This is a genomic window from Pseudomonas sp. RSB 5.4 (assembly GCF_037126175.1).
Taxonomy (GTDB): domain Bacteria; phylum Pseudomonadota; class Gammaproteobacteria; order Pseudomonadales; family Pseudomonadaceae; genus Aquipseudomonas; species Aquipseudomonas fluorescens_H.
Genome location: NZ_CP146986.1, coordinates 4,796,593 through 4,823,077, shown reverse-complemented (window position 1 = coordinate 4,823,077; position 26,485 = coordinate 4,796,593). Strand labels below are relative to the sequence as shown.

Annotated in this window: 23 protein-coding genes; 10 read left to right on the top strand and 13 right to left on the bottom strand. The window is 61.6% G+C overall.

Features of this window, described 5'->3' with window-relative positions; all coding sequences use genetic code 11:
* Positions 1–13: 13 nt before the first annotated feature.
* Positions 14–2,374 (bottom strand): TonB-dependent receptor, encoded by a 2,361-nt coding sequence (locus tag V9L13_RS21795; protein ID WP_338800508.1) that lies wholly within the window; start codon positions 2,372–2,374, stop codon positions 14–16.
* Positions 2,375–2,539: 165 nt separating this feature from the next.
* Here V9L13_RS21795 and V9L13_RS21790 point away from each other — a divergent pair, with 165 nt between their 5' ends.
* The gene (locus V9L13_RS21790; protein WP_338800507.1) at positions 2,540–3,484 is read left to right on the top strand and encodes a LysR family transcriptional regulator; all 945 of its coding nucleotides are present in this window, start codon (positions 2,540–2,542) and stop codon (positions 3,482–3,484) included.
* 189 nt (positions 3,485–3,673) lie between these two features.
* The gene (locus V9L13_RS21785; protein ID WP_338800506.1) at positions 3,674–5,290 is read left to right on the top strand and encodes an alkaline phosphatase family protein; all 1,617 of its coding nucleotides are present in this window, start codon (positions 3,674–3,676) and stop codon (positions 5,288–5,290) included.
* A gap of 107 nt (positions 5,291–5,397) precedes the next feature.
* Here V9L13_RS21785 and V9L13_RS21780 read toward each other — a convergent pair whose 3' ends face one another.
* Positions 5,398–6,318, bottom strand: a complete 921-nt coding sequence (locus V9L13_RS21780; protein ID WP_338800505.1) for a TauD/TfdA family dioxygenase — start codon at positions 6,316–6,318, stop codon at positions 5,398–5,400.
* Positions 6,319–6,499: 181 nt separating this feature from the next.
* Between V9L13_RS21780 and V9L13_RS21775 the strand changes: the two genes are divergently transcribed.
* On the top strand, positions 6,500–7,420 hold the full coding sequence (locus V9L13_RS21775; RefSeq protein ID WP_041071095.1) for a LysR family transcriptional regulator: 921 nt from the start codon (positions 6,500–6,502) through the stop codon (positions 7,418–7,420).
* A 122-nt stretch (positions 7,421–7,542) separates the two neighbouring features.
* Here V9L13_RS21775 and V9L13_RS21770 read toward each other — a convergent pair whose 3' ends face one another.
* Positions 7,543–8,556 carry an ABC transporter substrate-binding protein gene (locus V9L13_RS21770; RefSeq protein WP_003220542.1) on the bottom strand — a complete coding sequence of 338 codons (1,014 nt, stop codon included), beginning with the start codon at positions 8,554–8,556 and terminating at the stop codon, positions 7,543–7,545.
* Between the two features lie 407 nt (positions 8,557–8,963).
* Between V9L13_RS21770 and V9L13_RS21765 the strand changes: the two genes are divergently transcribed.
* From V9L13_RS21765 to V9L13_RS21755, 3 genes are read left to right on the top strand one after another with little or no spacing between them, the layout of a single operon-like run.
* Complete coding sequence (locus V9L13_RS21765) at positions 8,964–10,562, top strand: ABC transporter permease (protein WP_338800504.1); 1,599 nt, start codon at positions 8,964–8,966, stop codon at positions 10,560–10,562.
* A complete protein-coding gene (locus V9L13_RS21760; RefSeq protein ID WP_134785163.1) occupies positions 10,559–11,374 on the top strand; it encodes an ABC transporter ATP-binding protein in 816 nt (271 codons plus the stop codon). The genes V9L13_RS21765 and V9L13_RS21760 overlap by 4 nt, the downstream gene beginning before the upstream one ends.
* Before the next feature lie 13 nt (positions 11,375–11,387).
* On the top strand, positions 11,388–12,998 hold the full coding sequence (locus V9L13_RS21755) for an arylsulfatase (RefSeq protein ID WP_338800503.1): 1,611 nt from the start codon (positions 11,388–11,390) through the stop codon (positions 12,996–12,998).
* A gap of 103 nt (positions 12,999–13,101) precedes the next feature.
* On the opposite strand, the gene V9L13_RS21750 is transcribed toward V9L13_RS21755, so the two are convergent.
* Entirely contained in the window at positions 13,102–14,175 is a 1,074-nt protein-coding gene (locus V9L13_RS21750) for a fatty acid desaturase (RefSeq protein ID WP_338800502.1), read from the bottom strand.
* Between the two features lie 100 nt (positions 14,176–14,275).
* Here V9L13_RS21750 and V9L13_RS21745 point away from each other — a divergent pair, with 100 nt between their 5' ends.
* Positions 14,276–15,280 (top strand): AraC family transcriptional regulator, encoded by a 1,005-nt coding sequence (locus V9L13_RS21745; protein ID WP_047601016.1) that lies wholly within the window; start codon positions 14,276–14,278, stop codon positions 15,278–15,280.
* A 132-nt stretch (positions 15,281–15,412) separates the two neighbouring features.
* Here V9L13_RS21745 and V9L13_RS21740 read toward each other — a convergent pair whose 3' ends face one another.
* On the bottom strand, positions 15,413–16,798 hold the full coding sequence (locus V9L13_RS21740) for a heavy metal sensor histidine kinase (protein ID WP_338800501.1): 1,386 nt from the start codon (positions 16,796–16,798) through the stop codon (positions 15,413–15,415).
* On the bottom strand, positions 16,788–17,468 hold the full coding sequence (locus V9L13_RS21735; RefSeq protein WP_003220524.1) for a heavy metal response regulator transcription factor: 681 nt from the start codon (positions 17,466–17,468) through the stop codon (positions 16,788–16,790). Before V9L13_RS21735 ends, V9L13_RS21740 begins: the two co-directional genes overlap by 11 nt.
* 136 nt (positions 17,469–17,604) lie before the next feature.
* On the opposite strand from V9L13_RS21735, the gene V9L13_RS21730 reads away from it, so the two are divergent.
* Both V9L13_RS21730 and uraH read left to right on the top strand, forming a co-directional pair.
* A complete protein-coding gene (locus V9L13_RS21730) occupies positions 17,605–18,090 on the top strand; it encodes a heme-binding protein (RefSeq protein WP_338800500.1) in 486 nt (161 codons plus the stop codon).
* An 11-nt stretch (positions 18,091–18,101) separates the two neighbouring features.
* Positions 18,102–18,512 carry a hydroxyisourate hydrolase gene (gene uraH, locus V9L13_RS21725; RefSeq protein ID WP_097086822.1) on the top strand — a complete coding sequence of 137 codons (411 nt, stop codon included), beginning with the start codon at positions 18,102–18,104 and terminating at the stop codon, positions 18,510–18,512.
* Between the two features lie 124 nt (positions 18,513–18,636).
* Here the strand turns inward: uraH and V9L13_RS21720 are convergent, their stop codons facing one another.
* A complete protein-coding gene (locus V9L13_RS21720; protein ID WP_003220518.1) occupies positions 18,637–19,314 on the bottom strand; it encodes a Crp/Fnr family transcriptional regulator in 678 nt (225 codons plus the stop codon).
* 82 nt (positions 19,315–19,396) lie between these two features.
* Here V9L13_RS21720 and V9L13_RS21715 point away from each other — a divergent pair, with 82 nt between their 5' ends.
* The gene (locus tag V9L13_RS21715) at positions 19,397–19,921 is read left to right on the top strand and encodes an Mpo1-like protein (protein WP_338800499.1); all 525 of its coding nucleotides are present in this window, start codon (positions 19,397–19,399) and stop codon (positions 19,919–19,921) included.
* Positions 19,922–20,002: 81 nt separating this feature from the next.
* Here V9L13_RS21715 and V9L13_RS21710 read toward each other — a convergent pair whose 3' ends face one another.
* The 6 genes from V9L13_RS21710 to dibA form a co-directional block, all read right to left on the bottom strand.
* Positions 20,003–20,992 carry a sulfate ABC transporter ATP-binding protein gene (locus V9L13_RS21710; RefSeq protein ID WP_103520289.1) on the bottom strand — a complete coding sequence of 330 codons (990 nt, stop codon included), beginning with the start codon at positions 20,990–20,992 and terminating at the stop codon, positions 20,003–20,005.
* A 3-nt stretch (positions 20,993–20,995) separates the two neighbouring features.
* Positions 20,996–21,868 (bottom strand): sulfate ABC transporter permease subunit CysW, encoded by an 873-nt coding sequence (gene cysW, locus V9L13_RS21705; protein ID WP_003220512.1) that lies wholly within the window; start codon positions 21,866–21,868, stop codon positions 20,996–20,998.
* Positions 21,869–21,880: 12 nt separating this feature from the next.
* Positions 21,881–22,699 carry a sulfate ABC transporter permease subunit CysT gene (cysT, locus tag V9L13_RS21700; RefSeq protein WP_003220511.1) on the bottom strand — a complete coding sequence of 273 codons (819 nt, stop codon included), beginning with the start codon at positions 22,697–22,699 and terminating at the stop codon, positions 21,881–21,883.
* Between the two features lie 174 nt (positions 22,700–22,873).
* The gene (locus tag V9L13_RS21695; protein ID WP_226499753.1) at positions 22,874–23,887 is read right to left on the bottom strand and encodes a sulfate ABC transporter substrate-binding protein; all 1,014 of its coding nucleotides are present in this window, start codon (positions 23,885–23,887) and stop codon (positions 22,874–22,876) included.
* Positions 23,888–24,023: 136 nt separating this feature from the next.
* Positions 24,024–24,206 (bottom strand): sulfur starvation response protein OscA, encoded by a 183-nt coding sequence (gene oscA, locus V9L13_RS21690; protein ID WP_003220508.1) that lies wholly within the window; start codon positions 24,204–24,206, stop codon positions 24,024–24,026.
* A 290-nt stretch (positions 24,207–24,496) separates the two neighbouring features.
* Complete coding sequence (gene dibA, locus V9L13_RS21685) at positions 24,497–26,416, bottom strand: phosphodiesterase DibA (RefSeq protein ID WP_338800498.1); 1,920 nt, start codon at positions 26,414–26,416, stop codon at positions 24,497–24,499.
* Positions 26,417–26,485 lie beyond the last annotated feature (69 nt).

Genomic DNA, 26,485 nt, shown 5'->3' with positions numbered 1-26,485 from the left:
CTTGAATGACAGATCAGAAGTCGTAGCGACCGGTAACGCCGAGGGTGCGCGGCGTACCGAGCAGGCCTTCATAACCGCCGTTGCCGCCGGTCCACAGGGTCGTGTAGTAGGTCTTGTCGAAGGCGTTTTTCAGCCACAGCGAAACGTCCCACTGACCCTGATTGAAATCGCCGCGCAGACCGGTGGACAGGTTGACCACCGCATAACTCGGGATCTGCCCGTAGTCGGAATCTTCGACCGTGCCCACCGCTTTCGAGCGGAACGCATAGCTGGCGGTGACGTAGGGTTCGAAGCCGTTGGCCAGATTCCATTTGTATTCGCCGTTGGCGTTGCCGATCCATTTGGAAGCGCCGACCACCTGGTGGCCGCTGAGATCGCAGGACGCCGGTGCGCCCGGGGCCTGGCTGATTTCCGGCGGGCATGGCGCATCTTTGTACGAGAGGTAACTGACGTCGTTGTACGAGCCGTTGAAGTTCAGCGTCAGGCCGCGCAACGGGATCACCGTGCTTTCGAATTCGACGCCGCGCGAGCGCACGGAACCGGCGTTGGTCAGGTATTGCACGCGGTTGACGTCGTCGTAGGCGTTGGTCTGGTAAGCGTTGACCTGAGTCCAGAAAACGTTGGCGTTGAGCTGCAGACGCCGATCCCACAGAGTGCTCTTGAAGCCGAGTTCGGCGTTGTTCGCGCGTTCGGTGCCGATCAGTAGCGAGTCGGCGCCAGCGGTTGGCGCCGAACCCACCGCCAGGTTCACCCCACCGGATTTTTCGCCGTGGGACAGCGTGGCGTAACCGAGCAGATCATCGGTGATGCGGTAGCTGAGGTTGAGCAACCCGGACGGACTGGAGCTGTACTGGTTGAGATCGCCGGAATCGTAGGCGCCAGTGCGTCCGCGGCGTGCCGTGGCCGCTGCGCCGGTGACAATGGCGCCACCGACCGGAGCATTGCGAGTGACCCAGGCGTTCTTCTCTTCATAGGTGCCGCGCACCCCAGCGGTGAAATCCAGGCGCTCGGTCAGGTGCCAGGTGCCTTGAGCGAACAGGGCGAAACTGTCGGTCTTGATGTGGCCGTTACCGACACTGCCGACGTTGGCCAGCGCGCCACGTGGTGTGCCATTCCAGATGTCGGCCTGCGGGCCGTAATAGGCGAAGGATTTGTTGTCCAGATCCGAGCCGAAGTAGTACGCGCCCACCACGTAATCGAAGAACTCGCCCTTGGGCGAGGCCAGGCGAAATTCCTGCGAGTACTGTTTGTCTTCGACCGAAACGCCAGCGTTGTAGGTCGCCGCGACGTTGAGGCCATCGTCGTTGGCTGGGGTGAAATTCCAGAAGCGATAGGAGCTGATCGAGGTCAGGGTGAAATCGCTCGGCAGCGTCCAGTTGGCCTCCACCGACGTGCCGCCCTGATGCACGGTGACGTGCTGATCGTTGTCCAGATTGACCTTGCGGTGCGAGCCGTTGACCAACGTCGCACCGGCGGCATCGGCCCGCGACTGGTACAGGTTGACGCCATTGATGGTCGGCCCGGTGCTGTACAGCACGCGGGTGCCGGCGCTGGAGTCCTCTTCGTTGTAGTCGCCGATCCAGCGCAGGTTGAAGTCTTCGTTGGGCTTGAACAGCAACTGCGCGCGGAAGCCATCGCGCGAGCCACCGTTCAAATCATGGCCGTTGTATTCGTTCTTGATGTCGCCGTCGCTGCGGGTGCGATAGGCCGAAAAACGTCCGGCCAGCTCATCGTTGATCGGCCCGGAAATCGTGCCCTTGGTCTGGAAATAACCGTCCTCGCCGAACGAGGTTTCGATGCTGCGCTCAGGGGTGAATGTCGGCGCGCGGGTGCTGATGTTGATCACCCCGGCGGTGGTGTTCTTGCCGAACAGCGTGCCCTGCGGCCCACGCAGAACTTCGAGCTGTTCGATGTCCATCAGGTCGAACACCGCCATCCCCGGACGGCCCAGATACACGTTGTCGATGTACAGACCGACACTGCCCTCCAGACCGTCGCTGGCCGGGTTGTTGCCGAGGCCACGAATCGACACGCTGGACTGGCGCGCATGCATGTAGGCGACGTTGACGCTCGGCACCAGTTGCTGCAAATCCTGAATCCGGTAAACGCGCTGCGTCTCCAGAGTCTGGCCGCTGACCACGCTCATCGGCGTGGGCACATCCTGCGAACTTTCTTCGCGGCGGCGGGTGGTGACGGTCACGGTCTCCAGTTGCGAACTGTTGGCCGCAGGCTTGCCGGCGGGAGCCGGTGGCGGGGTGTCGGCGTCGGCGGCGTAGCTGTGAGTCCAGCTGGCACTCCCCGCCAGCAACAGGGCCAGAGGCAGGCGTTTGAGCCGTCGTGGCGTTAAGGGTGACGCAAGGTTCAACGGACTCATGGCGCGGCTCCTGGTCAAAAAACACACAGTCAACTTTTGCGCTGTATATTCTTTAAAGTTATTTATTTATGTTTTTACAAAGATTTACTGCATAAGAGATTGCCTTTATAAGGAGTCGACCTAATGCATATCCAATGCATTTCCCGGATATTTTTTATGTGAAAAATGCATATCGACTTGCGCCAACTTCGACACTTCATCGCCCTCGCCGAACAACGCAGCTTCGTCGCCGGCGCGCAGGCGGTGAACCTGTCGCAGTCGGCCTTCAGCCGCAGCATTCAGGCGCTGGAACACAGCGTTGGCTGCCAGTTGGTCGACCGTGGACGCAAGGATCTGCCGCCGACCAAGCAGGGTCAGGTGCTGCTCGAACATGCGCGGCGACTGGTCAGCGGCGCGCAGCAGATGGCCAACGAGATCAGTCAGTTCAATGGTCTGGAAGCGGGCGAACTGCGCTTCGGTTGCGGCCCGGCGCCAGCAGCCGGATTGATCCCGCGCGCGATCGGCGCATTTATCGGACGCTACCCGAAAGCGCGGGTGCAATTTCAGGTCGATGACTGGCAGAGCTTGAGCAAACGCCTGCTCAGCGAAGAGTTCGAATTCTTCGTCGCCGACACCCGGCACTTCGAGGCCGATCCGGATTACCTGACCCATCGATTGCGCCCGCGCAAATGGCATTTCTGCTGCCGGGCCGGGCATCCGCTGGCGGCATTCGAGCGGGTCACGGCCGAGCAACTGATGAGTTATCCACTGGCGGTGAGCATTCGCCCGCCGAACCTGCGCAAGGTCATCGTCGACCTCAGCGGCCGCCCGGACTTCACCCCCAATGTCGAATGCGAAAACAGCTCAAGCCTGCTCAGCGTGGTGCTGCGTTCGGATGCGATCGGGATAGTTGGGGCGTATTCCGATGCGCTGCATCAGGCCAAGGGTGAGCTGGTGTGTTTGCGGATCGAGGGTCTGGCGGATGATCTGGAAGAGCTGTACACCCGCTACGGGATTGTCAGTCGGGCGGGGTATCGGTTGTCGCCGCTGGCCGAGGCGATGATTGAGCAGATCAAGGCGATTGATGCGGTGGATGATGAGGTGTGTTCGCTGGAGAATTTTGCCGTCTGAGCCACCCTCTTCGCGAGCAAGCCCGCTCCCACATTTGGAATGCGTACTCCTGTGGGAGCGGGCTTGCTCGCGAAGGCGTCGCCACCACACCGATGCATCCACTGCATAAAACCCATTCCCCAAATGCACTTGCCGAACACCCCTGCCGAAAGCGACAACCCTCGCCTGTCTTTCTGACCGGTGAACCCCATGCCCAACCCGCAAAACCCTGTGCGCAACGTGCTGTACATCATGTGCGATCAACTGCGCCGCGATTACCTGTCCTGCTATGGCCATCCGCATCTGCACACGCCGAACATCGATCGCCTGGCCGCCGCCGGCGTACGCTTCAGCCGTGCCTACACCCAAGGCACGATCTGCGGCCCGTCGCGGATGTCAGCCTATACCGGACGCTACGTCAGCAGCCATCAGGTCGCATGGAACGCCGTGCCGTTGCCGCTGGAAGAGCTGACGATCGGCGACTACCTGCGCCCCCACGGCATTCGCACCGCGCTGGTCGGCAAGACCCACGCCACGGCCAATGTCGATGCCCTGCAGCGACTGGCGATCAACCCGGACAGCGCACAGGCCGAGGTGCTCAACGAGGTCGGTTTCGAACCGTACTTTCGCCACGACGGAATCTTCCCCGACGACCCATTGTTCGACGACAAACGCGAGTCCGCGCCCTACACCCACTACCTGCGCGAGCAGGGTTTCGACGGGCGCAATCCCTGGCACGACTGGGCCAACGCCGCCGAAGGCGAGAACGGCGAAATCCTCAGCGGCTGGCACATGCGTCATGCGCATTTGCCAGCGCGAATTCCCGAGCAGTTCTCAGAGACTGTCTACACTACTAATCGAGCCATCGACTTCATCACCGAGCAAGGTGATAAATCCTGGTGTTTACACCTCTCCTACATCAAACCGCACTGGCCCTATATCGTACCGGCGCCATACCACGCCTTGTACAGTACGAAATCGATTCTCGAAGCGGTCCGCGCGACGCCCTCCGAAGCCAGCAAACACCCCGTATACACGGCGTTTCGTCAACATGAGGAAAGCCTCAACTTCTCCCGTGATTCAGTACGATTGAATGTAATCCCTACCTACATGGGCCTGATCAAGCAGGTGGATGACCAACTCGGGCGGCTGTTCGATTTTCTGCAGAGCAACGGCAGGTGGGATGACACGTTGATCGTGTTCACCAGCGATCACGGCGACTTTCTCGGCGACCACTGGTTGGGCGAGAAGGAGTTTTTGCTCGAGCAAGCGGTGGGCGTGCCATTGATCGTGCGCGACCCGCGCGCGGCGGCGGATATCACCCGGGGTACGGTGGATGAGCGGCTGGCGGAAACCATTGATGCGTTGCCGACGTTTCTCCAGGCCCTGGGCCTGCCGGGGGCCGAGCATCGCCTGGAAGGACGCTCGCTGATCCCGCTGTTGCACGGCGAAAACCCCGACTGGCGTCGCTACGCGATCAGCGAATACGACTACGCCTTCCAGGCCCCGGCGCGCGAGCGACTTGGCCAGCCGATCGACCGTTGCCGCATGACCATGGTGCGCAGCGAGCGCTGGAAATACCTGGCGTACGACGGCTTCCGGCCGCAGTTGTTTGATCTGCTGAATGATCCGCAGGAGTTGCGCGATCTGGGTGAGGACCCGGCACACGCGGCGGTGCGCGAAGAGCATGCGGGGTATCTGTTCGAATGGGTGCGCGGCTTGAAGCGGAGGACTACGATCAGTCATCAGGAGATCGATTTGCGTGGGCAGCGGTTTCGCTATGGCGAGCCTGAGACCGAGAAAGTCGTGCAGATTGGCGTTTGGTGAAAGAGCTTCGCGAGCAAGCCCGCTCCCACAGGGTTCTGTGTCGTTCACATCCACTGTGTTCAACACATTTCCACTGTGGGAGCGGGCTTGCTCGCGAAGAGGCCCGATCAGACGCCGACGAGCTCGGCACCTTTGATGGTTTGACTACGCTGCCCCGAAACCCCAACCGGGACTTCCCCCTTGAGCGTCACCCGCCGCACGATGCGATCCTGGGTGCCGTAATCATCAATCGCATAATGCTGGGTCGAACGGTTATCCCAGATCGCCACGTCACCGGCCTTCCAGCGCCAGCGCACGGTGTTTTCCTGACGAATCACATGGCTCTGCAACAGGCCAAACAAGTGCGCCGAATCGGCCTGCGAATACCCCTTGATGCGTTTGACGAAGTGCCCCAGCAGCAAGCTTTTCTCCCCGCTGATCGGGTGTACGCGCACCACCGGGTGTTCGGTCTCGTAGACGGTCGAGGTGAAGATCTTGCGATAGCGCTCAAGCTTCTCCGGCGACACGTCCGGCTTGGCCCCGGCGTAGTCGTATTCGTTGCTGTGTACGGCGACCAGTTTGTCCGCCAGCTCGCGCAGTTCGCTCGGCAGTTCGTTGTACGCAGTCGCGGTGTTGGCCCACAGGGTGTCGCCACCGAAGGCCGGGGCCACCACCGAGCGCAGGATCGAGGCTTTCGGGTAGGCGTCGACGAAGGTCACGTCGGTGTGCCAGGAGTTGGCGCGCTGGCCTTCGGCCCCGTCCAGCTCCAGCAGATAACGCGTGCCCTCACGCACCGGTACGGTCGGATGCGCCACGGGCTCGCCGAGCAGATGGGCGAAGGCTTCCTGGCGCTGATCGTCGAGCTGGGTCTGCTCGCGGAAGAACACCACCTTGTACTGGATCAGCGCCTGCTGAATGGCTTCGACCGTGGCGGCGTCCAGTTCACCGGACAGGTGCACGCCACGAATCTCGGCGCCGATACGGCCGGCCACCGGATGGATTTCCAGCGCGTGGACAGCGGGTTTTACAGCGAGTGCGGCATTGCTCATGGGTAGACCCTCATCGACTGCTTGCGGTTGGGCGGCAGCGAAACATCGCTCTATCTATATTCCATTTACATCTAATAGATATTCACATGCTTCGTTGACGGAATAAGAGCTTGCATTTAAAACCTCAAGCAACCCTCGTCGCAAATGCCTTCGAGCTATTTTTAGGATGCCGGAAAAGCATATGGATCTTCGCCAGTTGCGCTACTTCATCGCCCTCAACGAACACCGCAGTTTTGTCCGCGCGGCAGACGCGATGGGCATCACTCAACCGGCGTTCAGCCGCAGCATTCAAGGGCTGGAGCAAGAGTTCGGCTGCGTGCTGGTGGATCGCGGCAACAAGGATCTGCGCCCGACGCCCGAAGGTCAGGTAGTGCTGCAACACGCCCTGACCCTGGTGCAAGGCGCGGCGCTGCTCAGCGCGGAAGTGACGCAGATGACCAAGCTCGATGCGGGTGAACTGCACTTCGGCTGCGGCCCGGCCCCGGCGGTGAAACTGGTGCCGGATGCGGTGGCGCAATTCATCAATGCGCACCCGAAAGTGCGCACCTGTTTTCAGGTGGATAACTGGGAAAAACTCAGCCGTGCGCTGAGCCGTGAAGAGATCGAATTCTTCATCGCCGACATCCGCCACTTCGAAGCCGATCCGAACTTCCAGACCCAAGCCCTGACGCCCAAGCGCGGCGTGTTCTTCTGCCGGCCCGGGCACCCGCTGCTGGCCAAGGAAAGCCTGTCGACCAACGACATGTTCGACTACCCGCTGGCGACCACGCTGATTCCGCCGGGGATTCGCAAACTGCTGGCGAACCTCAGCGGCCGGATCGATTTTTCGCCGACCATCGAGACCGAGCATTTCCCGGCGCTGGTGAAGGTTGTGCTGCAATCCAATGCGATTGGCGTGGGCACGGAGGAGGCATTCGTCGAGGACATTGCTCAGGGTTCGCTGGCGCTGCTGCACTGGCGCAACCTGCCGCAGAATCTGGAGAGCATGAATGCGCGCTGCGGGATTGTCAGCCGTACCGGGTTTCGTTTGTCGCCGGCAGCGCGGGCGATGATCGAGACGCTGGTGGCGGTGGACAAGCAGGAAGTCAGCGTCGCGGTTTGAGGACGCCTTCGCGAGCAAGCCCGCTCCCACAGTGGATTGTGGTGAACACAGATTTTGTATTCACGCCGATCCACTGTGGGAGCGGGCTTGCTCGCGAAGAGGCCCGTCCAGACACTGAAGATTCAGAGCTTGGCCGCCGCCAGTTCAGGCGCCACCCAATCGCTGACCTTGAACGGCTTGCGAATCAGCTTCTGCTGCGCCGCCAGATCCACCGAGTCCTGCAATTTGCCGAGGAATACCGGGTCCAGCGTCGACGGGAACACTTCGCTGAGTTTCTGATCCTGCAGGTCCTGGGTCAGGATCACCGGTGGATAACTTGCCAGCCCCGACACCAGTTGCACGTAGGCATCCTTGTTGCTGTCCTGGGTCAGCCAATCCACTGCCTGCTGCTGCGCCTTGAGCAGTTTCGCCACGACCTCCGGGTGCCCGTCGACAAACTTGCCGGCCCCCACCAGCACCGATTGCACGCTACCGGCGCCCCCCAGGTCCTTGGTGTTGAGCGGCAATTCGGCCAGCCCCTTGCTCTGCAAAGCGGCCAGACCTGAGCTGCCCCATGACGCATCAATCTGCTTGGCCGCCAGCGCGGCGGTGGCCCCGCTGAAGTCGAGATTGATCACCTTCAGATCCTTCTCGCTCAAGCCCTGACTGGCCAGCGCCGCATCAAACGACAACTGGGTGGCGGTGCCACGGAAGATCGCCACGCGCTTGCCTTTCAGATCCTGCAGGGTCTTGATCCCCGACCCCGGCACGACGCCCAGATACTGCTTCACCCCGCGCGCACTGGCGCTGAGCAAACGTGTGTCGAGACCGTTGGACTTGCCAATGATCGCCGCCAGGTCGCCCAGATACGCCAGATCGACCTGACCGTTGGCAAACGCCTCGTTGATCACCGGCCCGGCGCCCTTGAAGAAGCTCCATTGAATCTTGATGCCCTGATCGGCGAAGGCTTTTTCGAAGATCTGCCGATCACGCAGCACATCCACCACACCGCCGCCGCTGTGCTGGGTGCCAGCGCTCAGGTCGGGCACGGCGATCCTGATTTCCTTGAGCTCGTCGGCCTGCGCGGTAAACGCCAGCAGGCCCGCCAGTGCCGGGATGGCAAACAGACTGAAGACTCGTTTGAAGGGAAGGTTCATGGGTACGGCTCCTTGATCACGACGGGCGTTGAGGAGCCGAAAGTAGGCCGAAGCATTACCTTCGCTTAAATACTATAAATGCACATTTTTATAGCTTTTGACGCTAAGCAAGCAGGGACGCGGGTTGCAGCGGTGTATGCATTAACAGCATCGAAAATATTCTTCGAATGCATTGGATGCGCGTCGGGCTGCAGGCCTTAAATGGTCTGGCTTATCTCTCAATAGAATTGATTTGAATTTTTATAGATCGAATTTGCATACACCGCTAGCCAAATGTGGGAGCGGGCTTGCTCGCGAAGGGGTCGCGTCATTCGCCATCACCGGCGCCTGACACTGCGCCTTCGTGAGCAAGCCCACTCACACCAAGCCAAGCGGTTCGCCATGCAACCCGACAACGGAGGTCACCCATGGCCCGTGATTCCCTGCTCAGTCTGCCACTGCCGGCGCCGCCACTGAAAAGTCGGCGCGCGTGGCCGAGCCTCAACCAACGTCTGTTGCCATGGCTGCTGCCGATCAGCCTGTTCGCGCTGTGGTGGCTGGCCGCGCGCAATCAATGGATGAGCGAGCAGATCCTGCCGGCGCCATCGCTGGTGTGGAACAGCGCCATCGAGCTGTCCCAGGGCGAGCTGTGGAGTCATTTGTGGATCAGCCTGCAACGCCTGCTCTGGGGCTTGCTGGCAGGGATCTCTGCGGGCGCAGTGCTGGGTGCTGCTCTGGGCTTCAGCCGGCGTCTCCAACGCCTGGTTTTCCCCACGTTCGCCGGTCTGGCACAAGTGCCGACGCTGGCTTGGATTCCGCTGTTCATGGTGTTTTTCGGCATCGGCGAAGTGCTGAAACTGGTGGTGCTGATCAAGGCCATCGTGGTTCCGGTGACCCTGCACACCTTGGTCGGCGTTCGTGATGCGCAACCGAAACTACGCGAAGCCGCGGCCGTATTACGCCTGCCGTCTTACCTGCTGATCCGGCGCCTGGTGCTGCCCGCTGCACTGCCGGCGTTCATGGCCGGCGTGCGTCTGGCCCTGGCTGCTGGCTGGACTTCATTGCTGGCGGTGGAGCTATTGGCATCCAGCGAAGGTATCGGCTACCTGATGGTCTGGGCACGGCAACTGTTCATGCTCGACATCGTGTTCGTGTGCATCGTGGTCATCGGTGTGCTCGGTGTAGCGATGGATCGCGGCATCGGTTTTCTCGACCGCAAACTGGTGCACTGGCCGCACCCGGCGACTGCGGAAATCCGCCGTGGCCCGCGCTATGAAGGCTGGCAGCGGCTGCAACCGTGGCTGTTGCCACTGGGCCTGATTGGCGTCTGGCAAGTGGCGAGCGATCAGCAGTGGGTCGATGCGAACATCCTGGTCAGCCCGCTGGCGGTGCTGGACACGACCAGGAACGGTCTGCTCGACGGCACGCTGATCAGCGGCATGGCCTTGAGCCTCGGTCGTACCCTTGGCGGGTTGCTGCTCGGCGGCGGACTTGGTTTCGCCCTCGGCTTGCTGTTGGGGCTTTCACGTACCAGCGAACGGCTGCTCGGCCCGACCCTCGCCGCCATCCGCCAGATCGCGATTTTTGCCTGGGTGCCGCTGCTCACCGCGTGGTTCGGCTTGGGTGAATTGTCGAAGTGGGTGTTCGTCGCCCTCGCCGCGTTTTTCCCGCTGTTCATCGCCACCCAGCGCAGCGTCGCCAACCTCTCGCCACAACTCAACGAGGCCGCGCAGGTGTTGCGTTTGAGCCTCGGTCAGCGCCTGCGCCGACTGGTGCTGCCGGGTGCGGCGCCGGGGATTTTCGCAGGGCTGCGCCTGAGCCTGATCTACGCCTGGCTCGGCACCATCGGCGCCGAATATTTCATGCCATCCAACGGCGGCATCGGCAGCCAGATGATCGGCGCTCAACAACTGCTGCGCATGGATCTGATCATGGCCGGGATGCTGCTGGTCGGCCTGACCGGCGCCCTGCTCAACCTCATCGGCCAACGCCTGGAAATTCGCGCCACTCGCTGGAGACACGCATGAACGCACCGATTGTCAGCTTCACCCACGTAGGCAAATCCTTCGACGTCGACGGTTTCGAACTGGAGGCGATTCGCGAATTCAACCTCGACATTGCCGAGGGCGAATTCGTCGCCATCGTCGGCTCCAGCGGCTGTGGCAAATCCACCTTGCTGCGCTTGCTGGTGGGTCTGGATACGCAGTTTCGCGGGCAGATCAGCGTCGATGGCAAAGCCGTCAGCGGCATCGGCGGTGAGCGCGGCATCGTGTTTCAGGAGCACCGTTTGTTCCCGTGGCTGACGGTGGCCGACAACATCGGCCTCGGCCTGGTCAACGAACCATTGAGCGCCGCTGAAAAGCAGCAGCGCATCAACGATTTCATCGATCTGGTCGGCCTGCGCGATTTCACCCGCGCCTATCCGCACCAGCTCTCCGGCGGCATGGCCCAGCGCGTGGCGATTGCTCGCGGGCTGGTCGCCAGTCCACGCATTCTGCTGCTCGACGAACCGTTCGGCGCGCTAGATGCACTGACCCGCCAGCAGATGCAGGACGAACTGCTGGCGATCCGCGACCGGGCAAAAATCACCACGATCCTCGTCACCCACGACGTCGAAGAAGCGATTTTTCTCGCCGACCGCGTGGTGGTGATGGAGCCGCGTCCGGGACGGATCAAGCAGGTGGTCGATATTGCCCTGCCGCATCCGCGCCAGCGCAGCAGTTTCGACTTCCATCAGTTGCGTGAGGAGTTGCTGCACGAACTGACCAGTGACGACCATTACCAACCGAGCCTGCCAGTGCAGATCCGCGATCTGCCGCTGTCGTTCATTGCCTGCTGAGAGGAGTTTTTCGATGCCGCAACGCCCCAACTTTCTGGTGATTCTGGCCGACGATCTCGGCTTCTCCGACATCGGCGCGTTCGGCGGCGAAATCGCCACGCCGAACCTCGATGCGCTGGCCGATAACGGCCTGCGCCTGACCGATTTCCACACCGCACCGACCTGCTCGCCAACCCGTTCGATGCTGCTGACCGGCACCGACCACCACATCGCCGGCATCGGCACCATGGCCGAAGCGCTGACCCCGGAGCTGATCGGCAAACCGGGTTACGAGGGCTATCTCAACGACCGCGTCGTCGCCCTGCCCGAACTGCTGCGCGAGGCCGGTTACCAGACGTTGATGAGCGGCAAATGGCACCTCGGCCTGACCGCTGAACTGGCGCCGCAGGCTCGCGGTTTCGAGCGTTCGTTCTCGCTGCTGCCGGGCGCGGCCAACCACTATGGTTTCGAGCCGACCTACGACGAACACACCCCGGGCCTGCTGAAATCGACCCCGGCGCTGTACATCGAAGACGACACCTTTGTCGACGAATTGCCCAAGGATTTCTATTCCTCGGATGCCTTCGGCGACAAGCTGTTGCAGTACCTGAAGGAGCGCGATCAGAGCCGGCCATTCTTCGCTTATCTGCCTTTCTCCGCACCGCATTGGCCGTTGCAGGCACCGGCCGAGGTGGTCGAAAAATACCGTGGCCGCTACGACGCCGGCCCCGAAGTCTTGCGTCTGGAGCGCCTGGAAAAACTCAAGGCGCTGGGGCTGATCGAGCCGGATGTCGAGCCACATCCGCTGATTCAACTGAATGCGCAATGGGACGCGCTGAGTGATGAGCAACGACAGATTTCCGCGCGGGCCATGGAGGTCTACGCGGCCATGGTCGAGCGCATGGACTGGAACATCGGCCGGGTGGTTGATTACCTGCGCCAGCAGGGCCAACTCGATAACACTTTCATCCTGTTCATGTCCGACAACGGTGCCGAGGGCGCACTGCTGGAGGCGTTTCCCAAGTTCGGCCCGGAACTGCTGACCTACCTCAATCAGCATTACGACAACAGCCTCGACAACATTGGCCGCGCCAATTCCTACGTCTGGTACGGGCCGAGCTGGGCGCAAGTGGCGACCGCGCCGTCACGGCTGTTCAAGGCGTTCACCACCGAGGGCGGGATTCGCGTACCGGCGCTGCTGCACTATCCGCAATTGCCGATCAAAGGGCAGATCAGCCATGGCTTCGGCACGGTGATGGACATCACCCCGACCATTCTCGATCTGGCCGGCGTGCGCCATCCGGGCAAGCAATGGCAAGGCAAACCGGTGGCGCCGCTGCGCGGTAAATCGTGGCTGGGCTTTTTGTCCGGCGAGACGGCGCAAGTGCACGACGAGCACACCGTCACCGGTTGGGAATTGTTTGGCCGCCGGGCGATTCGCCAAGGGTCGTGGAAAGCGGTGTGGATCCCCGGGCCGGTGGGGCCGGCGACCTGGCAGCTTTATGATCTGAGCAGCGATTCGGGGGAGATTCATGATCTGGCGGCGAGTCAGCCGGACAAGCTCAACAGCTTGATCGGGCACTGGCAGCAGTATGTGGAGGAGACCGGGGTGATTCTCAGTGCTTCGCCGTTTCAGCCGGATTGAGGTTGCCTGATCCGGTGCCTTCGCGAGCAAGCCCGCTCCCACAGTTGGAATGCGTTCCCCTGTGGGAGCGGGCTTGCTCGCGAAGAGGCCCGCAAATTCACCATCAAGCCTGAGCCGTACGCGCCTCCTCCGCTACCACTTCATCCCGACGAACAAACCGGTTCGCCCGCCCAAACGTGCCGAAATCATTGAACCGAACGCCCATCTCACGCATCACCTTGTGCGCCACCGGCACGGTCATCTGCCGGATGTAAAACGGTTCTTTCACCACAAAATGGTGAATCCCGTGGCTGCTGCCAAAGTTGAAGCAGAACGCCTGCAACGGCCACAACCACCACGGGTTCAACACCTGGCATTGCTGCAGCACATTGCCCGCCTCGATGTCGCCGTAGTAATGCATGTTCGAGCTGATGAAGTGCAGGCAAAAGGTGCGCAGCACGTTGGGGCCGATGATCACCACTGCCGCGATGTCGATCACCTGCATCACCGACAGCGTGGTTGCCGACCATTCAATCGGTGAACCCATCAGGTAGGCGATGCCATTCGCCGCATGAAAACCGAGGAACACGTACCACGCGCCCCAATGCACCAGCGCCAGCGGCGCGTAGACCTTCAGGCTGCGCTTGATGATGCTGAATTTGTGCGCCCAGGTCTTGGCCCGCAGCATGCGGATGAACGCCGACATCACGTTATCGCCGACCATCAGCAAGCGCGCAAAACCCCATGGCTCGCCGTTGGTGATCGCCCGCTCCTCCATGTCGGTTTCGGTGCCGGAGACCTTGTGGTGATTGAGGTGCAGGTGGCGGCGGATCCACGGGTTGATCGTGCTCGGCCGCGCCAGCCACACCAGGCCCATCATCAGGTTGTGCGGCACCCGTTGTTTGCGGAAATACATGCTGTGGATCAGGTCGTGTTCCAGCTCATGGGTCAAGGAGGCGAAAAACGCATTCAGCAGCAGGCACACCCACCACGCCATATGACCGGTGATGTACAGCGCTGCCGAACCGACCATCCCGGCCAGGGCGAAGGCCAGAATGCCGGCGCCGAGGGCGTCCTGATGCTGCAGAATCGGGTAGCGCTCACGCAGTTCGACGCCCTTGGCCAGCACCACTTCGCGAATATGTGCTGATCGCTGGGCGGCATTGTGTCGCTGGGGACTTGCAGAAGTACGGTCCATGCTTCCATCCTCTGTTTATTGATGTTCGCATCCTGCCTTGCGAAAGCTCCATTGATGATAGCCGTGAACGCCAACCTGTTGACCGGAAGCGCCAATCAGCATGAAGGAACCGACTTCTCTCGCCAGCTGGACCCGTGCCTTGCGCAAGCAACTCGATGCGCTGGGGCTGGACAGTCTCGGCCTGTGCCAGCAGGCCGGGCTCGACCCGCAGTTGATGGACGACCCGAACGCGCGTTATCCGTTGTCCGGCACCACGCGCCTGTGGCAACTGGCGGTGCAGTTCAGCGGGGATCCGGCGATCGGCCTGCGAGTGTCGCGCTTCGTCAGCCCGACCACGTTCCACGCGCTCGGTTACGCGCTGGTGGCCAGCGGCAGCCTGCGTGAGGTATTCGAGCGCATCGTGCGTTATCACCCGGTGGTCAGCGATGCGCTGGAACTGGAACTGAGCCGCAGCGATGACCGTTACCTGTTCCGTCTGAAAATTCCGTCAGGCAATCCGGCGCCGGCCTTCGAAGCCATCGACGCGTTTGCCGCGATCTACGTGCGCACCTGCCGCAATCGCCTGGGTCGCGATTACGCGCCGCTGGCGGTGTACCTGCGCCGCCCGGAACCGTCCGATGCACATCAGTGGCACAAGGTGTTCCGCGCCCCGGTGCATTTCTCCTGCGCCGAAGATCGCCTGGAGTTCGCCCTCGCCGACTTCGACAGCCACCTCGACGACGCCAACCCGGAATTGGCCGAACACAACGAAGCGGTGCTCAAGCGCACCCTGGCCCAGCTCAAACCGCTGACCTGGGAGCGTAAGGTGCGCGATGCCATCGAGGAACAACTGCCCGAAGGCGAACCCAGCGCCGAACGCATTGCTCAAGCCTTGCACCTGAGCCTGCGCAGCCTGCAACGGCACTTGGCGGATGAAGGCTGTCGCTTCGACACGCTGCTCAACGAGAGCCGCGAAAACCTCGCGCTGCTGCACCTGCGCGATCCACAGTGTTCGTTGAGTGAAGTCAGCTACCTGCTGGGGTTTGCCGACACCAGCAGCTTCAGCCGCGCGTTCAAGCGCTGGACCGGGATGACGCCGGGGCAGTTTCGCGATCAGCTGCGCTGACTAATCCGGAATTTGCGCTGAACCTAATGGCCTCTTCGCGGGCAAGCCCGCTCCCACAGTGTCCGTGTCGTACCCAAAACTCATGTACACCCGATAAACCGGTGGGAGCGGGCTTGCCCGCGAAGGCGCCAGTCAGATCACCTCAAAACCCAGCTCAAACACAGTCCCAGTGACATCACTGCTCACCCGCACCCGCCCGCCATGCAATTGCATGATCGATTGCACAATCGCCAGCCCCAGCCCACCCGAGTCCCCAGGCTGCGCCCGTGAAGGGTCGACGCGATAGAAGCGGTCGAACAGTTTGCCCAGATGTTCTGGCGCGATCACCGGACCGTGGTTGTGTACCTGCAACCAGCACACGCCCGGCTCATCGCGGCGGCGCAGGCTGATCAGCGTGCCTTCATCGGCGTGACGCACCGCGTTGGCCAGCAGATTACCGAGGGCGCGCTGCAGCAGTTGCTGGTCGGCCAACAGTTCGCCGTGCAGCTGGTTTTCCAGGTGCAACTGGCGATCATCGGCCAGGGCTTCGAAGTAATCGCACAGCTCGCTGCCGACGCTGTGCAGATCCAGCGTTTGCAAGTCGAGCGCGCGCTCTGCCTGTTCGGCGCGAGCAAGGAACATCAGGTTCTCGGCCATGCGCTTGAGGCGTTCGAACTCTTCCATGTTCGAGGCCAGCAGCTCCTGATACTCCGCCGTGCTGCGCGGGTGGTTCAGCGCCTGGCCGTTGCTGGCGAGCAAGGTGTGCAACGGGGTGCGGATCTCGTGGGCCAGATCGGCGGAAAACTGCGACAGCCGCTGCACGCTGTCGTCCAGTCGCGCGAGCATGCCGTTGAGCGCCTGCACCGGTTCGAGCAGTTCGGCGGGGGTGCCGCTGGCGGGCAGACGCTGGTCGAGGCTGCGCAGATCAATGCCGCGCACCGCCGCGCTCAACTGGCGCAACGGTTGCAGACCACGGCGCAGCAGCACCAGGCCCAGCGCGAACGCCAGCAACGCGCCCAGCCCGACGGCCAGATACAAGCGCAAGCGATAACTGGCGAGCATCTGTTCACGTTCAGTGAGCACCTTGCCGGCGATCACCGTCAGCGGTTCGCCGTTCGGCCCTTGGGCGTCACCGGACAACAGCGCCAGCTCGGCGCCGTCCGGCGCTTGCCAGGTCAGCACATCGCGACGCTGCGGCGTTTGCTCGCGCGCGATTGCGCTCAATGGCGGCAGCTCGCGCTGGCGCGGGTTGATCGCGATCACGTTCGAGCCATCGGCCCGCCGCACCAGCAACAGGCTGTCGAGGTTACCGAGCATGTTTTGGTACAGCCGTGGCCGCGCCTGCAAGGCACCGAGGCTGTCGCTGTCGGCGAGCAAGGCGCGCACCTGCTCCAGTCGACCGAGCAACGCGAGGTCGTCGCGGTAGGCGATTTCCGAGGCCAGCGAGCGGTAGAGAAACACGCCAATCACGCTCAACACCAACGCGCAAACAATCGCGAACGCCAGCGCCAGGCGCCAGGCGATCGACTTAGAGCGCATCGTCCGGCGCTTCCAGTTGATAGCCAACGCCGCGCACGGTATGGATCAGTTTCGGCATGTACGGGTCATCGACCTTGGCTCGCAAACGCCGCACCGCCACTTCGACCATGTTGGTGTCGCTGTCGAAATTCAGGTTCCACACCTGCGAGGCGATCAGCGTGCGCGACAGCACTTCGCCCTGACGGCTCGCGAGCAATTGCAGCAAGGCAAATTCCTTGTTGGTCAGGGCAATGCGCTGACCGCCGCGACTGACCCGACGCCGTAGCACGTCGATTTCCAGGTCGGCGATGCTGTAGGACTCGGCCTCGCGCAGCGGCCCGCGCCGCAGCAACGTGCGCACCCGCGCGAGCAGTTCGGCGAAGGCGAAGGGTTTGAGCAGGTAATCATCGGCGCCCAATTCGAGGCCGCGCACGCGGTCTTCGATGGCGTCCTTGGCGGTCAGGAACAACACCGGGGTGGCGCCGCGCTGGCGGATCAGTTGCAGCAGCTGCCAGCCATTGAGGCCCGGCAGCATCACGTCGAGGATGATCAGGTCATATTCCTGCTGCTCGATGAAATAGCGCCCATCGAGACCATTGAGCGCCACGTCCACGGCAAAACCCGACTCGCCCAGGCCCTTGGCCAGGAAATTCGCGGTTTTGGCTTCATCTTCTACGACCAGCAAACGCATGGCACACCTCGATTGATCAGGCGCACAGGCTAGGCGCCTTCGGCTCGATTGCCCATTACAAACTTGTAATCCGACTGACGGAGTCCTGACGAAGAGCGGCGGCTAAGGTGATGTCCTTCGTTTTTGGAGCCTGTCCATGACCGTCAAATACCTTGCAGCGAGCCTCGCCCTCGGCCTCAGCGTCAGTGTTTTCGCCGCCCCTGGACTGCCACGCCACGCTGACCTCGATCTGAAAACCGCACGCCTGCTGGCCGACACCGCGTTGAGCAATTGCACAGCCACGGTATCGGTGCTCGACCGTGGCGGCAACTTGCTGGTGACCCTGCGCGGCGACGGCATCGGCCCGCACAACACCGCTGCCAGCCAGCGCAAGGCCTACACCGCGCTGTCGACGAAAACCCCGACCCGGCTGTTCGCCGAGCGCGCCCGCAGCAATCCGGAGACCGCCAACCTCAACACCCTCGATGAGCTGCTGTTGCTCGGCGGCGGGATCCCGTTATTCGCCGCTGATGAACTGGTCGGCGCCATGGGCGTGGCCGGCTCCGGCGGCGGCGAGCAAGACGAAAGCTGTGCCATCAAGGCCGCCGAAAAGGCCGGCCTTACCCTGACCCGTTCCCAATAAGGAGACTGACCATGACCACCCTGCGCATGACCTTCGCCGCACTCGGCCTGAGTGCCTTCTCCAGCCTGGCGCTGGCCGCCGGCAACCCGCTGAGCGTGCACGTGCTCAACCTGGAAAACGGCCTGCCCTCGCCGGGCGTCAACGTGACCCTGGAAAAACACGTCGGCCAGAACTGGCAGCCACTGGCCCAGGGCACCACCAATGAACAGGGGCGCATCGCCGAACTGTTCCCGGCCAAACAGCCTTTCGAGGCAGGCGAATACCGGGTGGTGTTCAAGACCGGCGAGTATTTCGAGAAGAACAAGCGCGAGACGTTTTTCCCGGAGATTCCGGTGATTTTCCAAGTGAAGCAGACTGACCAGCACTACCACATCCCGCTGCTGCTCAGCCCTTACGGGTTCTCGACCTATCGCGGCTCGTAAGCCACGCACGTTTCCCCTGTAGGAGTGAGCCTGCTCGCGATAACGGTGTATCCGTTCATGATGTGTTGGCTGACACACCGCTATCGCGAGCAGGCTCACTCCTACAAGGGATCGGTACGAGATTTTAGAGTGTGGCCAGCGCCCGCAATCGCTCGGCATCGAGAATCTCGATCTCGCCATACCCCAGCCCGATAATCCCCTGCCCCTGCAGATCCTTGAGGATCTGGTTGGTGGTCTGGCGCGACAGCGACAACATCGACGCCAGCTGTTCCTGCGGCAGTTGCAGGACCCGGCGTGGCGCATCGATTTCACCGTAGCCCTCGGCGATCATCAGCAAGCGATGGGCCAGGCGAGCCGGGGCCGGCAGCAGGCTCAACTGTTCGAGATTGATAAAGGTCAGGCGCAGTTTGTGGCTCATCAGCAACGCCAAGTGCCGCCAATACACCGGCTGTTCATCGAGAATTTTCAGCAGCGTGGCCTGCGGAATATTCAGCAGGGTGCACGGCCCGACCGCGTAAGCATCGTGAGTGCGTGGCTGGCCATCGAACAGGCAGATTTCGCCGAACCAGTGCGGTGCCTCGACCAGGCTCAGCAACGCCTCCTTGCCCTGCTCACTCACCGCCCCGATCCGGATCGCGCCGTCGAGCACCGCGTACAACCCGCAAGGCGGATCACCGCGCTGGAACAAGCGCTGCCCCGCCGTCAGCCGCCGCTCCCGAGCCGCCGCCAGCAGACTATCCTGAAAGGATGCCGGCAGATGACTGAACCATTGCCCGGTCAGCAGCCGTGAACGCTTATCCATGAACACTCCCAATTGTCGCCTGCCTGACAGAGCGAACGCCGAACCCGAGGCATGCTGCACGCACCCTACAGGAGGAACAACAATGAAAAGCCTCGTCGACCATCTCAGTCAATACGCCGCCTACCACCGCGACCCGCGCAACATCGCCAGCCACTTTATCGGCATTCCGCTGATCGTGGTGGCGGTGGCGGTGTTGTTGTCGCGACCAGAGTGGTCGCTGGGCGGCTTGTGGCTATCGCCGGCGGTGCTGCTGGCACTGGCGTCGGCGTGGTTCTACCTGCGCCTGGAAGTGAAACTCGGCGTGTTGATGACGGTGCTGATGGGCCTGTCGGTCTGGGCCGGGCACACGCTGGCGCAGCAGAGCACCATGGTCTGGCTGAGCAGTGGGCTGGCGATGTTTGTGATTGGCTGGGTGATCCAGTTTGTCGGGCACCACTACGAGGGGCGCAAACCGGCGTTTGTCGATGACGTGAGCGGGTTGATCGTCGGGCCGTTGTTTGTAGTGGCGGAAGTGGCTTTCCTGCTCGGCATGCGCCATGAGTTGAAAGAGCAGATCGAGGCGCGGGCGGGGGTGGTGCGGGTCAATCCGAATCGCGCGGCTGTATAGGCCGCTTTCGCGAGCAAGCCCGCTCCCACAATGGAATGCATTCCAAAGGTGGGAGCGAGCCTGCTCGCGAAGCTTTTGATCTTAAAGACTGGCGACTTTCTGCCAGACCTTCGGCTTGAAGAACAGCGTTTCACCCTTGGCCAGACCAATCAGGCTGTCGTGGTCTTTCACCACTTCGGCCTCGATCAGATCGGTCTGCCCTTCCACCTTCAACGTCACTCGCGTGGTCGCACCCAACGGGCGAATATCACGCACTTCAGCGGCGTGGTGATCTTCCAGCTCATGCTTGGACAACGACACTTCGTGCGGACGGAACAGCACATGGTTGTCGTCGCTGAGCAGCAAGCGGTTCGAATCACCGAGGAAGTGATAAACGAAATCGCTGGCCGGGTTTTCGTAGACGTCGCCCGGCGAGCCGATCTGCTCGATCACGCCCTTGTTCATCACCACGATACGGTCGGCGACTTCCATCGCTTCTTCCTGGTCGTGGGTCACGAATACCGAGGTCAGGTTGATGTCTTCGTGCAGGCGTGCGAGCCAGCGGCGCAGCTCTTTACGCACCTTGGCGTCGAGCGCGCCGAACGGTTCGTCGAGCAGCAGCACTTTCGGTTCCACCGCCAAGGCACGGGCCAGGGCGATACGCTGACGCTGACCGCCGGACAGTTGCTCCGGGTAGCGATCCGCCAGCCAGTCCAGTTGCACCATGTTCAGCAGTTCGTGAACCTTGGTCGCGATCTGGCTTTCGCTCGGGCGCTGGTTTTTCGGTTTCATGCGCAGGCCGAACGCGACGTTGTCGAACACCGTCATATGCCGGAACAAGGCGTAGTGCTGGAACACGAAACCGACGTTGCGATCACGTACGTCGTGGCCGGAGACGTCTTCGCCGTGAAACACGATGTTGCCCTGATCCGGGGTTTCCAGGCCGGCGATGATCCGTAACAGCGTGGTCTTGCCGCAGCCGGACGGGCCGAGCAGCGCCACCAGTTCACCGCTGTGGATGTCCAGGCTGATGTTGTCCAGCGCCTTGAACGCATTGAAATTCTTGCTGACGTTACGCACTTCGATCGACATGAATTATTCCTCCGCGGCGCTGGCGCGCAGGCGGTTGATACGGTTTTCGCTCCACTGCTTGAGCAGCAGGATGAAGAGCGCCAGGATCAGCAACAGGCTCGCCACGGCGAACGCGGCCACGTGGTTGTATTCGTTGTAGAGGATCTCGACGTGCAGCGGCAAGGTGTTGGTCACCCCGCGAATGTGCCCGGAGACCACCGACACCGCACCGAATTCACCCATGGCCCGCGCGGTACACAGCACCACGCCATAGATCAGGCCCCACTTGATGTTGGGGACGGTGACATGCCAGAACATCTGCCAGCCATTGGCGCCGAGCAGCCGCGCGGCTTCTTCTTCCTGCGTGCCTTGTTCCTGCATCAGCGGAATCAGCTCACGGGCCACGAACGGCACGGTAACGAAGATCGTCGCCAGCACAATGCCCGGCAGGGCGAAGACGATCTGGATATCGTGATCCTGCAGCCACGGCCCGAACAGGCCCTGAGCGCCGAACATCAACACGTAGACCAGACCGGCGATCACCGGCGACACCGAGAACGGCAGGTCGATCAGCGTCACCAGCATGCTCTTGCCACGGAACGAATACTTGCTCACGCACCACGCGGCGCTGACCCCGAACACCAGGTTCAGCGGCACCGAGATCAGCACGGCGATCACTGTGAGTTTCAGCGCCGACAAGGCGTCCGGTTCAAAGATCGCGGTGAAGAACGCGCCGAGGCCGTTCTTCAAACCCTGCGACACCACGATGAACAGCGGCAACACCAGAAACAGGAAAAAGATCAGCCAGCCGAGACCGATCAGCACGCGCCGTGACGTAGCACTGCCACGGCGTGCAGCGTTGGCCGAGGACGCGGCCGCAATAGACGATTGGGACATTTTCGCGCCTCCTTATGGGGTTTCGATGCGCCGCTGCAGCAGGTTGATCAGCAGCAACAGGACGAAGGAAACCACCAGCATCAGCACGCCGATGGAAGTGGCGCCGGTGTAATCGTACTGGTCGAGTTTGACCATGATCAGCAGCGGCAGGATCTCGGTTTTCATCGGCATGTTGCCGGCAATGAAAATCACCGAACCGTACTCGCCGACACCCCGAGCGAATGCCAGGGCAAAACCGGTCAGCCACGCGGGCAACAGCGCCGGCACCAGAATATGACGGAACACCTGCAACGGTTTGGCACCGAGGCAGGCAGCGGCTTCTTCGACTTCACGGGGAATGTCAGCCAGTACCGGCTGCACCGTGCGCACCACGAACGGCAGGGTGACGAAAGTCAGCGCGAGGGTGATGCCCAGTGGGGTGTAGGCAATTTTGAAACCGAGGTCGGCGGCGAACTGGCCGACCAGACCGGTCGGGGTGTACAGCGCGGTCAGGGCGATACCGGCCACCGCCGTCGGCAAGGCGAACGGCAGGTCGATCATCGCGTCGATCACCTTGCGTCCCGGGAACGTGTAGCGCACCAGCACCCAGGCCAGCAGCGTACCGATGATGCCGTTGATGATCGCGGCACACAGCGCCGTGCCAAAGCTCAGCTTCAAGGCGGCGAGCACGCGCGGCGCGGTGATGATCGTCCAGAACTGATCCCAGGTGAGTTGCGCGGCGTGGACGAACATCGCCGCCAGCGGGATAAGCACAATCAGGCTGAGGTACACCAAGGTGTAGCCCAGCGTCAGCCCGAAGCCGGGTATGACGGGGGAGATACGACGCGACATAAAAGTCCTTGGTTAAAAAGCATTCCGCTGAACGCATCAATGTGGGAGCGGGCTTGCTCGCGAAGAGGGAGTATCAGTCAACTTCAGGTCGTCTGACACTCCGCCTTCGCGAGCAAGCCCGCTCCCACATTTTCCGCGCCTGAGCATCAGGCTCGTAGTGTGGCTAAAGTCAGATTACTGCGCCTGATAGATCTGGTCGAACACGCCACCGTCGTTGAAGAATTTCGGCTGCGCGGATTTCCAGCCGCCGAAGTCCTTGTCGATGGTCACCAGTTCCAGTTTAGGGAACTGTTGGGCGTACTTCGCCGCCACGTCCTTGTCACGCGGACGGTAGAAGTTCTTCGCCGCGATCTCCTGACCGGCCGGGCTGTACAGGTGCTTGAGATAGGCTTCGGCGATCTGCTCGTTGCCCTTCTTCTCGGCGTTCTTGTCGACCACGGCCACCGGTGGCTCGGCAAGGATCGACAGCGACGGCACGACGATGTCGAACTTGTCGGCGCCGCCGTCTTCCTTCAGCGCCAGGAACGCTTCGTTTTCCCAGGCCAGCAACACGTCACCCTGACCGTTGTTGACGAAGGTGATGGTCGAGCCGCGAGCACCGGTGTCCAATACCGGCACATGCTTGAACAGGGTCTGTACATATTCTTTGGCTTTTTCTTCGTTGCCGCCGTTGGCTTTCAGGCCATAGGCCCACGCGGCGAGGAAGTTCCAGCGTGCACCACCGGAGGTTTTCGGGTTCGGGGTAATCACCGAGACGTCGTTCTTGACCAGGTCGCCCCAGTCCTTGATGCCTTTCGGGTTGCCCTTGCGCACCAGGAACACGATGGTCGAGGTGTACGGGGTGCTGGCATCCGGCAGACGCTTCTGCCAGTCGGCCGGCAGGGTCTTGCCGAGCTTGGCGATTTCGTCGATGTCGCCGGCCAGGGCCAGGGTCACGACGTCGGCACGCAGACCGTCAATCACCGCCCGGCCCTGCTTGCCCGAACCACCGTGGGATTGCTGTATTTTCACGGTGTCGCCGGCATGATCCTTCTGCCAGAACTTGATGAATTCGGCGTTGTAGTCCTGATACAGCTCGCGCGTCGGGTCGTACGACACATTGAGCAGTTCGTAATCCTTGGCAACCGCGGAACCGGCAAACACAGCACTGGCCAGCGCGGCCAAAGCGTAACGGCGAATCGACGACATGGTGAAAGCTCCTGGAATTCTTGGTGGTGGCTTTTTCTTATGTGTTGCTGGAATCGGGTGCTCATTCAAAGATCGCCGCCTGCGCCAGCGCTTGCGCACAGCCCCCTGCAAAAGCTGGCGCAGGCTGCGATCTTTTTCAGCTCGGCTTGTTACCCGGCTGCTGCAAACGGAATTTCTCTTTGCGTTCGATCTGCACGACTTGAGCGTTGTGCACAGTGATCTCCACCGCGCCAAATCGCAGATCGCGCAGTGCGCTCTGGATCTCACGCAAAATGGTGGTTTCGTCCTGACCGTCAACGCTGCGAAGGGATGCGCTCATGGTGCTGCTCCTTTGAATGGGAAATGCCTGGCAGTGGGCGGCACTGCGTTCGGCGTGGGAGCAATATAAGAGAGGCGCAGATATTCTTAAAAAGACTATTTAAGAATGTTTATATAACTGGAAAACATTATCTGACGGAGCAAGGGTTTGCGCGGTGTTCCCGCTACGAAAGAACACCGCCCCCCCTGTGGCGAGGGAGCTTGCTCCCGCTCGAGTGCGCAGCGCTCGCCGTTTTTTTGGGCCTGCTACGCAGTCCAGCGGGAGCAAGCTCCCTCGCCACAGAATCGGACTCAACCAATAATCGGTGCCCGCGCCCAATCAATCTCCCCCGCCGGCACCGGCCGCCCAAACCAGTAACCCTGCCCCAGATCACATTCCTGCTCCAGCAGAAACGCCGCCTGCTCGGCCTGCTCGATGCCTTCGGCATGCACCTGCATGCCCATGCTGCGAGCCAGGGCGATGATCACCCGGACGATCGCCGCATCATCCTCGTCCCACGGCAGACCGGCGACGAAACCCTGATCGATCTTCAACTTCTGCACCGGCAGGCGCTTGAGCCGCAGCAGCGACGAGTACCCGGTGCCAAAGTCATCAATCGCCAGGCGAATACCCAACTCACGCAGACGATGCATCTGCTCCAGCGCCACTTCCGGGTCATCCATCACCGCGCTTTCGGTGACTTCCAGTTCCAGATACGCCGGATCCAGCCCGGTCTCGTGCAGCACCTGCGCCACCTGCTGGTACAGCTCACGCCGGGCAAACAGGCGCGACGACACATTCACCGCCACAAACGACAACACCACCCCGGCCTGCTGCCATTGGCACATCTGCGAACACGCCTGGCGCATCACCCAGGCGTCGATTTCGGCAATCAGCCCGGTGCGTTCGGCAATCGGGATGAATTCCGCCGGCGACACCAGACCGCGCTGCGGATGCTCCCAGCGCACCAGCGCTTCGACGCCGATCAGCCGACTGCTGTGCAAATCGTGAACCGGTTGGTAATAGACGCGCAGCTCCTGCTGCTCCAGCGCGCGACGCAGCTCGAAGGCAATCTCGACCCGTTGCTGCGCATGCGCGGTCAACTCTTCGGTATACAGCGCGTAGCCGTTACGCCCGCTGCTCTTGGCCTTGAACAGCGCGGCGTCGGCATTGCGCAGCAACTGATCGGCACTCAATGCATCGCTGGGGAACAGGCTGATACCGATACTGGCGTTGATGAACAGCTCATGCCGATCGATGCAGAACCGCTCCTTGAGCGCATCGAGAATGCGTTGGGCCAGCGCCGCCGCCTGAACCAACTGTGGACAACTCTCCGCCAGCACCGCGAACTCGTCACCGCCAAGCCGCGCCAGGGTAATCCCCGGGCCAAACAGTTCCTGCAGGCGCGCCGACACCGCTTTTAGCAGGCGATCCCCAACGTTGTGCCCGAGGCTGTCATTGATCATCTTGAAGTGATCCAGATCGATCAGCAGCAGGGCGCAGCCACGTTTGTGGATCTGCGCCGACGCCAGCGCCTGCTCGGCGCGGTCGCTGAACAACAGACGATTGGGCAGATCGGTCAGCGGGTCGTGGTGGGCAAGGTGCTTGAGTTCGTGTTCGGAGTCCTTGATCGCACTGATGTCGGAAAACACTGCCACGTAGTGACTGAGGCGGCCCTGATCATCGTGAATCACGCGGATGGTCTGCCACTGTGGATAAATCTCGCCGCTCTTGCGCCGGTTCCAGATCTCACCGCTCCATTCGCCCTCGCTCTCCAGCGTGGCGAACATCGCCTGGTAAAAGCCCGGCGGATGGTGGCCGGACTTGAACAGGCTTGGCTGATGGCCGAGAACTTCGTCGTACTGGTAGCCGGTGATTTCCATGAACGCACGGTTGACGTGCACGATCAGGCCCTGACGGTTGGTGACCAGCACCCCTTCGCGGGTGCAATCGAACACGGCTGCCGCCTGACGCAAGCGTTCACGGTCAGACTGACGCTCGCGTAGCCGCGCACCAATGCCGAGAAATTCGCACAATCTGGCCCGTGCCAGGAAAATCAAGCCAGCGCTGACGGCAGCCCAGACGTAACCGTTGATCAGTTGCCATCGCTGCAGATCGACAGACTCATCAAAGAAACTGTTCAATAAGTAACCAGTTCCCTGCAGCCAGACCACAGCAAGCAACAGGTAGAGCAGCGCTGCACGCAAGGCATCGCGATAAGTGGCAGACATTCGGCTGTCCATGTCCCTACAAAAAGGTTGGAATTATAGGTCAAGAAACATCCAGCGACTCTTATCTGA